Origin of the sequence: Lentzea kentuckyensis, from assembly GCF_002150765.1 — a bacterium.
Lineage (GTDB): Bacteria > Actinomycetota > Actinomycetes > Mycobacteriales > Pseudonocardiaceae > Lentzea > Lentzea kentuckyensis.
Genome location: NZ_MUYM01000058.1, coordinates 1 through 12,683 on the forward strand (window position 1 = coordinate 1; position 12,683 = coordinate 12,683).

Sequence of the window (12,683 nt, forward strand, 5' to 3'; positions counted from 1 at the left end):
CCGCAAACGTCTTTTGCATAAGGGTGGATCGGCGCTGGTCAGGGCGTTGCAACGACCTCGGGGTCAGAGAGCGGCGAGGCGGTCCCGGAGGGTGTCGAGGCCCATCGAGCCCATCTCCAGGGCGTCCTTGTGGAACTGCTTGAGGTCGAAGTCGGCGCCCTTGCGGGCCCGCGCGTCCTCACGGGCGGCCAGCCACAGACGCTCGCCGAGCTTGTACGCCGGCGCCTGGCCCGGCCAGCCGAGGTAGCGGTCGAGCTCGTCACGGGAGGCCGCGGGCTCCTGCAGCGTCCTGGTCAGCATGAACTCCAGGCCCAGCTCCGGGGTCCAGCGCTCGCCGGGGTGGAAGCCGGTGCCGGCCGGGATCTCGAGCTCCAGGTGCATGCCGATGTCGATGATCACGCGGGCCGCGCGGAACAGGTGCGCGTCGAGCATGCCGAGCAGGTCGCCGTCGTCGTCGAGGTAGCCGAGCTCGCGCATGAGGCGTTCCGAGTACAGCGCCCAGCCCTCGCCGTGGCCCGACACCCAGCACATCAGGCGCTGGAAGTCGTTCAGCGTCTCCGACTGGTACACCGCCGTCGCGCACTGGAGGTGATGGCCCGGCACGCCCTCGTGGTAGACCGTCGAGGTCTCGCGCCAGGTCGGGAACACCGTCTTGCCCTCGGCGATCGACCACCACATGCGGCCGGGACGGGAGAAGTCGGCGGTCGGCGGGGTGTAGTAGGCGCCGACGCCACCGCCGGGCGGCGCGATCCTGCACTCCAGGTTCATCAGCGCGTCCGGCAGGTCGAAGTGCACGTCGCGCAGGTCGAGCAGGGCCTTGTCGGACAGTTCCTGCATCCACGCCTGCAGCCCGTCCTTGCCGTGCACCTGGTAACGCGGGTGCTCGTCGAGGAACGCGGCGGTCTCCGCCAGGGTGGCGCCCGGCTTCATGCGTGCGGCGACCTTCTTCATCTCGGCCTCGATGCCGAGGAACTCGTCCCAGCCCCACGCGTAGGCCTCGACCAGGTCGAGCCGCGACCCGGTGAAGTAGCGCGAGCCGAGGCGGTAGCGCTCCTCGCCGACGGCGTCCTTCGTCGGCGCCTGGGGAGCCAGGGAGGTGCGCAGGAAGGAAGCGAACTCGGCGTAGGCGGAGGAAGCCGCGGCGGCACCGGCGTCCAGGGACGACCGCACCGCACCGTCGACGTCGGCCGACGCGACGAACGAGGTGAAGAACGTCGAGGACCAGACGTCGCACTGCTCGGCGACCTTGGTCACCTGGCGCAGCGCGGAAACGTGACCACGGGAAGCAGCGTGCGAGAGAGAGGCGCGCAGACCCTCCAAAGCGGCGGGCACGGCCGAGAGACGACGACCGATCGTGGCCCAGTCATCGGGCGTGCCGGTCGGCATGTGGTCGAAGATGTCGCGCACCGACTGGATCGGGCTCGCGATCACGTTCAGCGCGGACTCGGTCTCACCGGCCTCGTAACGCTCGTGCTCGAGGCCCGTCCGTTCCAGGAACACGGCTCGCGCGGCGTCCTCCGAGGCATCCGCGGGCTCGGCGGCGGTGATGGCGGCGAGCGCGCGGACGGCGAGTTCGTCGCGCGCCGCGTGCCCTTCCGGGGAGAGGTCCGTCAGCTTGTCATCGGACCCCGCGAAGCCCAGGTGGGTGGCGGTGATCGGGTCGAGCGCAACGTAGTCGCTGACGAACTTGTTGCTGATTTCGTGCACGGATGCCATGCGCCGAGACGCTACCTCGCGCTTCTCGACACGAAAAGGTAGTTAGTCAAGCTCACGACTTGTGGGGGGACTGCGTCGTTTGGACCGTGCTGGCAGGATGTCCGCCGTGCGTCGATCCCGGGCACTGCTGCTGCCGGTCTTCTTGCTGCTCACCCTGTTTTCACTGAGTGGTTGTGTTCGCGTGTACGCGGCCATGGCCGTGTCCGACGACGACCGCATCTCGGGGGAGATCGTCGCGGCCACGCCGCCCACTCAGGACAACGACCCCGGGCCGCAACTCAAGGTGCCGCCGGAGCTCGCGAGCCGGGTCACGACCAAGCCGTACCGGGTGGAGGCGTACGCCGGCACGCAGCTGTTCTTCAACGGCCTGTCGTTCGACGAGATGCGCACGCTGTCGATGTCGACCAGCTCGTCGAACAGCCGCTACAGCCTCAACTTCCGCCGGTCGGGTGATCTTGTCACGCTCTCGGGGTCGGTCGACCTGACCCAGGTGCCCGTGGAACGCGCGGACATCCAGTTCAAGGTGAGCTTCCCCGGCAAGGTCGTGAACACCAACGGCCGCGAGGAGGAGAACAACACGATCGCGTGGTCTCCCAAGCCCGGTCAGGCGTCGATGCTCCAGGCGACCGTGCAGTACGCGGGCGAGGAGTCCACGTCGTTCCTCGGCTGGGCGCTGCTCGTCGCCGGGCTCACCGGAGGAGCGGCGCTGATCGTGGTCGTGCTCGCCCTGATCGCGCACAAACGGAACGTCACGGTCTAGGCGCGGGCGACCAGACCCAGGCGCCCCAGCACTTCCTTCGTCGCCTTCGACCGGTTCATCGTGTAGAAGTGCAGCGCCGGCACGCCCTCGTCGAGCAACCGCTGACACATCTCGGTCGCGATGTCGATGCCGGTCGCGCGGAACCCCGCGACGTCGTCGGCGTACGGCTCCAGCCTGCGCGAGACGTCGAGCGGCAGATCCGCGCCGGACAGCTCCACGATCTTGGACAACCCGCGCGGCGACAGCATCGGCATGATGCCCGGCAGGATCGCCGCCGAGCAGCCCGCGGCCGCCACCCGGTCACGCATGCGCAGGAACGGCTCCGGCGCGTGGAACAGCTGCGCCACCGCGTAGTCCGCGCCCGCGTTGAGCTTGCGCAGCAGGTACTTCAGGTCGGTGTCGAGGTCGGCCGAACGCGGGTGCCCGTACGGGAACGCTGCCACGCCCACGCAGAAGTCGCCGAGCTCGCGGACCAGCCGCACCAGCTCGTCGGCGTAGTTGAGGCCCTCCGGGTGCGCGACCCAGTCGCCCATCGGGTCGCCGGGAGGGTCGCCGCGCAGCGCGAGGACGTTGCGCACGCCGATCGCCGCGTACCAGCCGATGACGTTGCGCAGCTCGGCCACCGAGTGGTCGACGGCGGTCAGGTGCGCGACCGGCAGCAGCGTGGTCTCCTGCGCGATGCGGCCGGTGGCGCGGATCGTGCGGTCCCGGCGCGACCCGCCGGCGCCGTAGGTGATCGAGACGAACGCCGGGTCGAGGCCCTCCAGCTCGCGGACGGCCTTCCAGAGGATCTTCTCGTCCTCCGCGTCCCGTGGCGGCAGGAACTCCACCGAGAACTTGGGTGACTCTCCCTGGAGCCGCTCCACCACCGACGTCATGTGAACAACCCTAGTGGTACTTCCGCTGGGTGAGACATCCGCTCACTATGTGGTACGCGGGCCAGGCCAAGGTGGTATCCAGCCCCCGGGATGCGGGTGGTCCCGGACACAGCGGACCATGGACGTGTGTCCCACCACCACATCGACGTCGCGCTGCCCCAGCACGTCGAAGAAGCGTTGACCACCTACCTGGCCTCCCGGCGCGCGTCCGGCGAGTCGATGGACCCGAGCTTCGCGAGTGCGGTGGACGCGCTCTCCGACTTCGTGCTGGGCGGTGGCAAGCGCATCCGCCCCACCTACGCGTGGTGGGGCTGGCGCGCGGCGGGCGGCGACCCCGACGGTGAGCTCGCCAACGAGGTCCTCACGGCGGTGAGCTCGCTGGAGCTGATCCAGGCGTGCGCGCTGATCCACGACGACCTGATGGACGCCTCGTCGGTGCGCCGGGGAAAGCCGACCGTGCACATCGCGTTCGGCGCGCGGCACCGCGAGCAGGGCTGGCTCGGCTCGTCGGAGCGGTTCGGCATGTCGGCAGCGGTCCTGATCGGCGACATCGCGCTGGCGTGGGCGGACGACATGCTCTTCGCCGCCGGGCTGCCGTCCGAGGTGCTGCGCCGGATGAGCGAGCCGTGGCGGGACATGCGCACCGAGATGCTCGCCGGCCAGTACCTGGACGTGCTGACGCAGGCGCGGGGCGACTCCTCCCCGGACGCGGCACTGCGGATCGACCGGCTCAAGACGGCCGCGTACACCGTCGAACGGCCGTTGCACATGGGCGCGGCGATGGCGGGCGGCTCGCCTGAGCTGATCGACGGGCTGCGGGCGTTCGGCGCCGACATCGGCGTCGCGTTCCAGCTGCGCGACGACCTGCTCGGCGTGTTCGGCGACCCCGAGGTGACCGGCAAGCCCGCGGGTGACGACCTCGCCGAGGGCAAGCGCACCCTGCTCGTGGCCCTGGGCATGCAGTTCGGCGCCGATATATTGGATATCGCTCTGGGCAAGCCCGACCTCGACCTCGACACCGTCGAGGAGGTGCGGCGCGCGCTGGTGAAGGTCGGCGCCGTCGACGCCGTCGAGGAACGCATCGAGGAACTGACGAAGAGCGCTCTGTCGGCACTCGACGGGGCCGCGGTGTCCGAGCCCGCGGCGACCAAGCTGGCCGATCTCGCGATCAGTTCCACGAAGCGAACTTTCTGAACCACCAGGGTCGATTAACTCCTCGTGACCATGTGGGCCGTTGCTTGCTGACGCTTCCGCGCCTTGTGCAACGATGTTCGGGCGATGGCAGCAACTCCGTCCCTCCCCCGCACGAGCTCCGAGGCGTCTCCACAGGAGCTTCATCCAGTCGTGCGCGCGAACACCTACGCCATCCCCATCCGCACGACCATGCTCGGCCTGCTGGGCGTGGCGCTGATCGCGCTGGGCGGCATGGGTGCGGGCGCGATCCTCGAGCGTGACCCCCTGCTCGCCCAGGTCGGGCTGAGCTGGCTGCGCTACGGCCACGGTCACGACCTCGCGAGCATGGTGCTGTACCTGGGCCTGGGCCTCGTCGTCTGGGCGTGGGTCCGGCTCGGCAGGCTCGTGCGGTGGGGTGAGATCGACGACTTCGCGGTGCTGGTCGCGGTGACGGTCTGGACGTTGCCGCTGCTGTTCGCGCCGCCGCTGTTCAGCAAGGACATCTACAGCTACCTGGCGCAGGGCCAGCTCGCGCTGACCGGGTACGACCCGTACGTGGTCGGTCCGTCCGTGCTGCAGAGCACGCTCAGCGAGAACGTCAGCTGGGTCTGGCAGCACACGCCGGCGCCGTACGGGCCGTTGTTCATCCTGGTCGCCAAGGCGATCGTGTGGGCGACCAACGCGAGTGTGATCCTCGGCGTCGTCGCGATGCGGGTCGCGCTCGCGGGCGGGCTGGTGCTGCTGTGCTGGGCGCTGCCGGGCCTGAGCCGGCACCTCGGCGGCAGGTCGGCGATCGCGCTGTGGCTGGTGGCGGCGAACCCGTTGCTGCTGATCCACCTGGTCGGCGGCGCGCACAACGACCTGCTGATGATCGGGCTGATGGCCGCGGGCGTGCTGCTGGTGCTCGACCGCAGGCACGTGCTCGGGTTCGTGCTGCTCGCACTCGCGTTCTCGGTGAAGGCGACGGCGGTCGTGATCGTGCCGTTCCTCGTCTGGATCTGGGCGGCGCGGCTCGAGGGCGACAAGCGCACCCAGTTCCGCAAGGCGCTCCTGCCCGGTCTGGCGGCATTCCTCGGGACGTTCGCCGTGTGCACGCTGATCGCCGGGGTGAGCCTCGGCTGGATCCCCGCGCTGCGCAGTTCGTCGATGATCATCAACTGGCTGTCGATCCCCAGCGCGGTCGGCGACTTCGTGCGCATGGTCGTGAACTGGTTCGTCTACGTCGACGGCGGCATCTTCATCGGCGTCGCGCGGGCGCTCGGTTCGGTGGTGCTGATCTGGATCGCGTACACGCAGTGGTGGGCGGCTCGTGACGGTGACGTCCGCGACGGCATCCGGCGCGGCACGCTCACGATGCTGGCCGTCGCGCTGCTCTCCCCCGCGACGCTGCCGTGGTACTTCAGCTGGCCGCTGGCGCTCGCCGCCGGGTTCGCGTGGAGCACGGGAGCGCTCGTCACGATGACGGTCGCGTCGGTGTTCCTGCTGCTGGTGACGTTCCCGAACGGCGACACGGCCCTGTACTCGTGGGGCTACCTGCTCTTCGCACTGATGGTGTCGGTGCTGGCGGCGCGGTCGCTGGTGAAGCCGGACCCGTTCGGCCTGTCCACCCGCTACGAATGAGCCCGCTGCGAACAAGCCCAGGCACAGCGAGCCTGGCCTCCGCCTATGCCGCCTGCCGCCGGGTGAACGCCCGGTACGGCAAGACGTTCTTCCTGGCCACGACCCTGCTGCGGCCCGAACAACGGCCCGCGGTGCACGCGCTGTACGCGTTCGCGCGGTGGGCCGACGAGATCGTCGACGCGGCCGGGGTCGACGACCGCGCGGGCGAGCTCGACCGGCTCGAGAGGCTGCTCGACAAGGAACCGTCGAACCCGGTCCTGCACGCGCTGGCGGACACCATGCACCGCTACGACATCGACCGGTCGCTGTTCACGGACTTCCTCGCGTCGATGCGGATGGACCTCGACGTCACCGAGTACGCCGACCTCGACGCGCTCGACGTCTACATGCACGGCTCGGCGGAGGTCATCGGGCTGCAGATGCTGCCGGTGCTCGGCACCGTCGTGCCCCGCGCGGAGGCCGACCCGTACGCGGCGCGGCTCGGGGTGGCGTTCCAGCTGACGAACTTCCTGCGCGACGTCGGTGAGGACCTCGACCGCGGCCGGGTCTACCTGCCGCAGGACGTCCTCGGCGCGCACGGCGTCGACCGCGACCTGTTGCAATGGTGTCGTCGCCATCGTCGCGCAAACGACCGGGTGCAAAGGGCGCTCGACGACCTCGTCGCGCACTCGTATGCGATATATCAGTCGGCTGAGCCGGGGATCGCGATGCTGTCGCCGTCGTCGCGGCCCTGTATGCGGACCGCGTACACGCTGTATCGCGACATCCTCGCGCTCGTCGGCTGCGAGGTGCTGTGGCGACGGGTGGCGGTGCCGAACGCCAGGAGGCTCGCGGTCGCAGTGCCCGGAGCCGGCCGGGCACTGCTCGCGCGTGCGATGACGAGATGAATCCCGCTTTAGATGATCACCACTCCGACGATGTTGGACGTCGCGGAGGCGTAGACGCTCGTGCCGGGGAAGTAGAGACGCAGGTCGGCGGACGCGTCGATGGTGAGCTTCGCGGTGAACGTCGAGTTCGGCTGGCAGTTTTTGGTGTAGATGCTGGACCAGGCCGAGGCACCGACCCTGACCTGGGCGAACACGTCGAGCCCGAGGGTCAGCTGACGCTCGCCCTGGGCGCCGAGCTTGCCCTTGATCTGGAGCTGGTTGCCCTTCTTCAGCTTCACCTTGGCGCCACCCGCGTCGAGTTCCAGGGTGGTCGGCTTGGCGTGCACGGCCGGCGCGGCAGTGGCGGCGACCGGCGAGAGGAGCAGCCCGACAGCGGTGACGCCGGCGAGCAGAGTCTTGATGATCATGCCCACCAGTTCAGGGGTTCCAGGCGTCTCCCGCTTGCGGAGACGCCTGGAACCGCTGCATCGGGTGAACTAGAAGCCCATGGCTTGCGCGCGTCGCTTTACCTCACGCCCACGGTCTCCGCGCAATGCTTCGATCGGAGTGCCAGGGAGGCTCTCGTCCTCCGTGAAGAGCCAGCGCAGAATCTCGTCCGTGGAGAAGTTCTGGTCGCGCAGCACCGTGATGGTGCCGGGAAGCCCCTTCACCACGGTTGCGGCGGCGAGGAACGCTTCGGGAACGACGAGGACGCCGTCCCGCCGCACGGCGAGCAGTTGCCCGTCGCGCAGCAGTTGGTGGACCCGCGTTACCGGGAGTCCCATTCGGTCGGCCACCTCGGGGAGAGGAAGAACCTCCAGGTCGGCAGCCAATACATCCGCAGCGGCAGGAATCGCACTCACGGGGGTCACGATGCCATAACCGAACTGGGAACGCCCTTCCGCCAACCGGGTCATCCTGAGCTTTACCATCTCGCACTGTGGAGAGGTCGGTTTCGAACGTGATGGGTGGACTGCTGGAGCAGCGCTACCGGGTGGACGCCGTGCTCGCGCGCGGTGGCATGTCCACCGTGTATCGAGGTCGCGACACTCGCCTCGATCGCGATGTGGCCATCAAGGTGATGGATCCGCACCTGACGGCGGACCCGGCGTTCGTCGCGCGCTTCGAACGGGAAGCACGCGCGGCGGCCCAGTTGCATCACCCGGCCGTGGTGTCCGTGCACGACCAGGGCGTCGATGGTGACCAGGTGTACCTGGTGATGGAGCTGATCGACGGCGGCAACCTCCGTGACCTGCTCAATCAGCGCGGCAAGCTCGTTCCCGCCATCGCGTTGAGCATCCTCGGCCCGGTGCTGTCGGCGTTGGGCGCCGCGCATCGCGCCGGGCTGGTGCACCGCGACGTGAAGCCGGAGAACGTGCTGATCGGGCCTGGTGGCCAGGTGAAGGTGGCGGACTTCGGGCTCGCTCGCGCGATCGGCGAGAACGGCGTCACCAGCGACAGCGAGATCCTCGGCACCGTTGCCTACCTGTCACCTGAACAGGTGGAAACGGGCGCCGCGGACGCGCGCAGTGACGTCTACGCGGCCGGCATCGTGCTCTACGAGATGCTGGCGGGGCAGGCGCCGTATCGCGGCGAGACGGCCATCTCAGTGGCCTACCAGCACGTGAACTCGGACGTCCCGTCGGTTCCGGAGATCCCGCTGGCGCTCGACACGCTGGTGCGCAAGGCGACGCGGCGGGATCCGTCGTTGCGGCCGCCGAACGCCGACGCGTTCCTCGGCGAGCTCGAACGGGTGGGCGCGGAACTGGGGCTCACCCCGCAACCGGTGCCCGTGCCCGGCAGCGCGCCCGAGAACGACAGGACGGTCGTCATGCGGCCGGTCCCGGTCGCCGTGGGCGCCACTCCCCCGTCGGCCGCCGAGCTGACCACGCCGGTGGTGCAGAAGCCGCCGGTGGCCCAGCAGATGGCTTCGGCGATGACGACCATCAGCACCGGCCCGCCGACGCCTCCACCCGGCATCGCGGGCACCCGCACGATGCAGCGGCCGGAGCAGCCACGGCGTCGTCCCCCGCAGAAGAAGAAACCCAAGGTCGACCCGGTCGAGGAAGAGCGCAAGCGCCGCAAGAAGCTCTTCATCATCTGGGGCTCCGTGGTCGCCGTGCTGGCGCTGATCGTCGGCCTGTTCTCCTGGTACCTCGGCGCGGGCCGCTGGACGGCGGTGCCGGAGGTGGTCGGCCAGTCCGAGACGAACGCCGTGCGGCTGATGGCGAGCGCGAACCTGACGGCGCTGATCGACAAGGTCCCGTCGGACGACGTGCCGAACGGCCAGGTCATCAGCTCCGATCCCGGCACGGGCACGGAGCTGCGCAAGGGCCAGTCGGTGAAGCTCATCGTGTCGCGTGGCAAGCCCCTCGTGCCGTTCATCAACGTCGGCGCCGAGGTGGAGGCCGCGACCAAGGAGATCGAGGCAGCGGGCCTGAAGGCGGTCAGGGACCCCGCGAAGGACGCGTTCCACGACACCGTGCCGATCGGCAAGGTCGTGGCGCTGGACCCGCGTCCCGGCACCTCGCTCAAGATCAACAGTCCGGTGACCCTCGTGCTCAGCAAGGGACCGTCGCCGCGCACACCGGTGCCGAACGTCGCGGGCAAGACGAAGGACGAGGCGTTCGCGGAACTGCAGCGCGCCGGGCTGGAGCCGGTCGAGGCGACCGGCGACGACGCCGCCGAGAACGGTGACTCGCGCGTGGCGCGGACGGATCCGCCCGCCGGCACGGTGCTGGAGGGAACGGGGAACAAGCGCGTCACGGTGTTCTTCCAGAACAACCGCGAGGTCGAGGTTCCCGACGTGACCAGGCAGAAGGTGCGCGAAGCCAAGGAGGAGCTCGAACGAGCCGGCCTGAAGGTGAAGGTCGAGTTCAACAAGAGCAACAACGCGACCGTCGTGAACCAGTCGATCCCGCCGCGCACCCGCGTGAAGCGCGGTACCGAGATCACGATCGTCGGCCTCTAGGCAGGGAAAGGCGAAGGGCCCCGCGTTCTCGACGCGGGGCCCTTCGTTCTTCAGCTCGTCTTCAGCAAAGACCTACGAGCGCAGCATCTCGGCGACGAGGAACGCGAGCTCCAGCGACTGCTGCGTGTTCAGGCGCGGGTCGCACGCCGTCTCGTAGCGGCCGGCGAGGTCGTCGTCGGAGATCTCCTGCGCGCCACCGAGGCACTCGGTGACGTCCTCACCCGTGAGCTCGATGTGGATGCCGCCGGGGTGCGTGCCGAGGCGGCGGTGCACCTCGAAGAAGCCCTGGACCTCGTCGACGATCCGGTCGAAGTGCCGGGTCTTGTAGCCGGTGCTCGACTCGTGCGTGTTGCCGTGCATCGGGTCGCACTGCCAGATGACCTTGTGGCCGCTCGCCTCGACCTTCTCGATGATGGCGGGCAGCACGTCGCGGACCTTCTGGTTGCCCATGCGCGAGATGAGCGTCAGGCGGCCCGGCCGGTTGTGCGGGTCGAGGCGCTCGACGTACTCGACGGCCAGTTCGGGCGACGTCGTCGGGCCGATCTTGAGCCCGATCGGGTTCGCCAGCATCTCCGCGAACGCGATGTGCGCGCCGTCGAGCTGACGGGTGCGCTCACCGATCCACACGAAGTGCGAGGACAGGTCGTAGAGCCGCGGCTCGTCGCCCGTCGTGTCGAGGCGCAGCAGCGCGCGCTCGTAGTCGAGGAGCAACGCCTCGTGCGAGGCGAAGATCTCCGTGCCGTGCAGCGACTGGTCGTTCACGCCGCACGCCGACATGAACTTCAGGCCGCGGTCGATCTCGCCGGCCAGTGCCTCGTAGCGCTCACCCGCGGGCGAGGTGCGCACGAAGTCGCGGTTCCAGTCGTGCACGCGGTGCAGGTCGGCGAGACCCGCGCCGGTGAGCGCCCGCAGCAGGTTCATGGCCGCGCCGGCGTTGGCGTACGCGCGGATCATGCGGCCCGGGTCGGGGATCCTGGCCTCGGGCGTGGCGACCAGGGAGTTGATGATGTCGCCGCGGTAGGACGGCAGGCCGAGCGCGTCGATGTTCGACGAACGCGGCTTGGCGTACTGGCCGGCGATGCGGCCGACCTTCACCACGGGCAGGCTCGCGCCGTAGGTCAGCACCACGGCCATCTGCAGCAGGGTCCGGATGTTCGCGCGGATGTGCGGCTCGGTGTTGTCCGCGAACGTCTCCGCGCAGTCACCGCCCTGCAGGAGAAACGCCTCACCGTTCGCGACCTGCGCCAGTTGCGTGTGCAGCCGGTCGATCTCGGCGGGCACGGTGATCGGCGGCACGCTCTCGAGCACGGTCCGCACACGACGCACCTGTTCGGCGTCGGGCCATTCGGGCTGCTGGGCAGCCGGGCGCGACAGGGCGTCGTCCAGGCGCTTGCGCATCTCGGGAGGCAGCGGCGGAAGCTCGGGAAGCGTGTCGATGGGCACGTCCACGGTCCAGTTCACGCTGCTCATCCTAGTTGTCCCACACTGAGAGACCGGGCCGGGCCTGTCAGTCGTGCGACGGGCTTGTCAGCGCGTGCGTCCGGCGGGGTGAAGTCTGTTACTTGTCAACCATCGACCTCTGCCCAGTTGAGACATCGCCCTGCATGATGTGGGCCATGAACGCCACCCGATTGGATGACAGCACCGCGACCCGGCTGCTGGCCATCGCGATCGACAACATCCAGCGCGACCACCCGGTGCATTGGACGCACGTCATCGACGGCGACCACCGGCTGGTGCCGCAGCGGGTGCTGCATCCCGTGTTCGCCGGGTCGTTCGACTGGCACTCCTGCGTGCACCAGACGTGGCTCGCCGTGCGCCTGCTGCGCCTGCGCCCGTCGATCGCCGGCGCCGACCTGGCCCGGGACGCCCTGGACAAGCTGATCACGCACGAGAACTGCGCCGTGGAGGCCGAGTTCTTCGCCTCGCCGGCCGGGCGGTACTGGGAGCGCCCCTACGGCTGGGCGTGGCTGCTGCTGCTCGACGCGGAACTGCGGACGTCCGGCCTGCCGTGGTCGGTGGCGCCGATCGCGGACGTGCTGCGCAACCGGTGGCTGGAGTGGGTCTCGGCGGCCCGCCTGCCGATCCGGACGGGCACCCACAGCAACACCGCCTTCGCGACCGGCCTGGTGTTCGACGCCGCCCAGGTGACCGGCGACTCCGAACTGGCCTCCGCCTGCGTCGACGCCGCCCTGCGGTGGCACCGGGACGAGGTCGCGTACGGCGGGTTCGAGCCGGACGCCGCCGACTTCCTCTCGCCCGCGCTGACGACGGCCGACCTGATGCGCCGCGCGCTGGACGGCCCGGACTTCGCCGCGTGGCTGGACGCCTACCTGCCGGAGCTCGAGTCGGACCGGTGGCGCGTGCTGCGCGAGCCCTACCCGGTCGACGATCCCGGCGACCCCTACGGCTCACACCTCGCGGGCCTCGCCCTGTCGCGCGCCTGGAACTGGGAGGCCATCGCCGAGGCGCTGCCGGCCGGGCACCGCTACGTCGAGTTGGCCCGGACCGCTTCGGCCGCCCACCGCGAGGCCGGGTGGACCTACGTGTTCGGCGGCCACGGCTACATGGCCGACCACTGGCTCGGCACGTTCGGCGCCTACCTCGACGTGAAGGCCTTCTGACCGCAACCCGCTGACCTGCACAAACCCACCCTTATGCAAAAGACGTTTGCGGTCGTCCGCAAACGTCTTTTGCAT

At 69.5% G+C, this 12,683-nt stretch carries 11 protein-coding genes; 6 read left to right on the forward strand and 5 right to left on the reverse strand.

Going from position 1 to position 12,683, the window contains the following annotated elements; genetic code table 11:
- Positions 1-63: 63 nt before the first annotated feature.
- A complete protein-coding gene (locus B0F77_RS26115) occupies positions 64-1,716 on the reverse strand; it encodes a DUF885 domain-containing protein (RefSeq protein WP_086665628.1) in 1,653 nt (550 codons plus the stop codon).
- Between the two features lie 97 nt (positions 1,717-1,813).
- On the opposite strand from B0F77_RS26115, the gene B0F77_RS26120 reads away from it, so the two are divergent.
- Complete coding sequence (locus B0F77_RS26120) at positions 1,814-2,476, forward strand: DUF3153 domain-containing protein (RefSeq protein WP_425435723.1); 663 nt, start codon at positions 1,814-1,816, stop codon at positions 2,474-2,476.
- Here B0F77_RS26120 and metF read toward each other — a convergent pair.
- Positions 2,473-3,354: a methylenetetrahydrofolate reductase [NAD(P)H] gene (gene metF, locus B0F77_RS26125; protein WP_086665630.1), complete on the reverse strand. Its 882-nt coding sequence runs from the start codon at positions 3,352-3,354 to the stop codon at positions 2,473-2,475. The genes B0F77_RS26120 and metF overlap by 4 nt on opposite strands.
- Positions 3,355-3,444: 90 nt before the next feature.
- Here metF and B0F77_RS26130 point away from each other — a divergent pair, with 90 nt between their 5' ends.
- From B0F77_RS26130 to B0F77_RS26140, 3 genes are all read left to right on the forward strand, one after another.
- Positions 3,445-4,548 carry a polyprenyl synthetase family protein gene (locus tag B0F77_RS26130; RefSeq protein WP_086665631.1) on the forward strand — a complete coding sequence of 368 codons (1,104 nt, stop codon included), beginning with the start codon at positions 3,445-3,447 and terminating at the stop codon, positions 4,546-4,548.
- 150 nt (positions 4,549-4,698) lie between these two features.
- The gene (gene mptB / locus B0F77_RS26135; protein ID WP_245848642.1) at positions 4,699-6,147 is read left to right on the forward strand and encodes a polyprenol phosphomannose-dependent alpha 1,6 mannosyltransferase MptB; all 1,449 of its coding nucleotides are present in this window, start codon (positions 4,699-4,701) and stop codon (positions 6,145-6,147) included.
- Entirely contained in the window at positions 6,144-7,034 is an 891-nt protein-coding gene (locus B0F77_RS26140; protein WP_086665632.1) for a phytoene/squalene synthase family protein, read from the forward strand. The genes mptB and B0F77_RS26140 overlap by 4 nt, the downstream gene beginning before the upstream one ends.
- Positions 7,035-7,042: 8 nt before the next feature.
- Here the strand turns inward: B0F77_RS26140 and B0F77_RS26145 are convergent, their stop codons facing one another.
- Both B0F77_RS26145 and B0F77_RS26150 read right to left on the reverse strand, forming a co-directional pair.
- Positions 7,043-7,441, reverse strand: coding sequence for a hypothetical protein (locus B0F77_RS26145; RefSeq protein WP_143466915.1), 399 nt, complete (start codon positions 7,439-7,441; stop codon positions 7,043-7,045).
- 69 nt (positions 7,442-7,510) lie between these two features.
- On the reverse strand, positions 7,511-7,876 hold the full coding sequence (locus tag B0F77_RS26150) for an Rv2175c family DNA-binding protein (protein WP_245848644.1): 366 nt from the start codon (positions 7,874-7,876) through the stop codon (positions 7,511-7,513).
- 77 nt (positions 7,877-7,953) lie between these two features.
- Between B0F77_RS26150 and pknB the strand changes: the two genes are divergently transcribed.
- A complete protein-coding gene (gene pknB / locus B0F77_RS26155) occupies positions 7,954-9,984 on the forward strand; it encodes a Stk1 family PASTA domain-containing Ser/Thr kinase (protein ID WP_245848646.1) in 2,031 nt (676 codons plus the stop codon).
- A 72-nt stretch (positions 9,985-10,056) separates the two neighbouring features.
- Here pknB and B0F77_RS26160 read toward each other — a convergent pair whose 3' ends face one another.
- On the reverse strand, positions 10,057-11,445 hold the full coding sequence (locus B0F77_RS26160) for a class II 3-deoxy-7-phosphoheptulonate synthase (protein WP_086665635.1): 1,389 nt from the start codon (positions 11,443-11,445) through the stop codon (positions 10,057-10,059).
- Positions 11,446-11,600: 155 nt separating this feature from the next.
- On the opposite strand from B0F77_RS26160, the gene B0F77_RS26165 reads away from it, so the two are divergent.
- Entirely contained in the window at positions 11,601-12,608 is a 1,008-nt protein-coding gene (locus B0F77_RS26165) for a DUF2891 domain-containing protein (protein ID WP_158102825.1), read from the forward strand.
- The last annotated feature ends 75 nt before the right edge of the window (positions 12,609-12,683 follow it).

Excerpts from the sequence above, each read along its gene's own strand:
- B0F77_RS26115 (WP_086665628.1), bottom strand. The coding sequence starts at position 1,716 with ATGGCATCCGTGCACGAAATCAGCAACAAGTTCGTCAGCGACTACGTT.
- B0F77_RS26120 (WP_425435723.1), top strand. The coding sequence starts at position 1,814 with ATGTCCGCCGTGCGTCGATCCCGGGCACTGCTGCTGCCGGTCTTCTTG.
- metF (WP_086665630.1), bottom strand. The coding sequence starts at position 3,354 with ATGACGTCGGTGGTGGAGCGGCTCCAGGGAGAGTCACCCAAGTTCTCG.
- B0F77_RS26130 (WP_086665631.1), top strand. The coding sequence starts at position 3,445 with ATGCGGGTGGTCCCGGACACAGCGGACCATGGACGTGTGTCCCACCAC.
- B0F77_RS26140 (WP_086665632.1), top strand. The coding sequence starts at position 6,144 with ATGAGCCCGCTGCGAACAAGCCCAGGCACAGCGAGCCTGGCCTCCGCC.
- B0F77_RS26145 (WP_143466915.1), bottom strand. The coding sequence starts at position 7,441 with ATGATCATCAAGACTCTGCTCGCCGGCGTCACCGCTGTCGGGCTGCTC.
- B0F77_RS26165 (WP_158102825.1), top strand. The coding sequence starts at position 11,601 with ATGAACGCCACCCGATTGGATGACAGCACCGCGACCCGGCTGCTGGCC.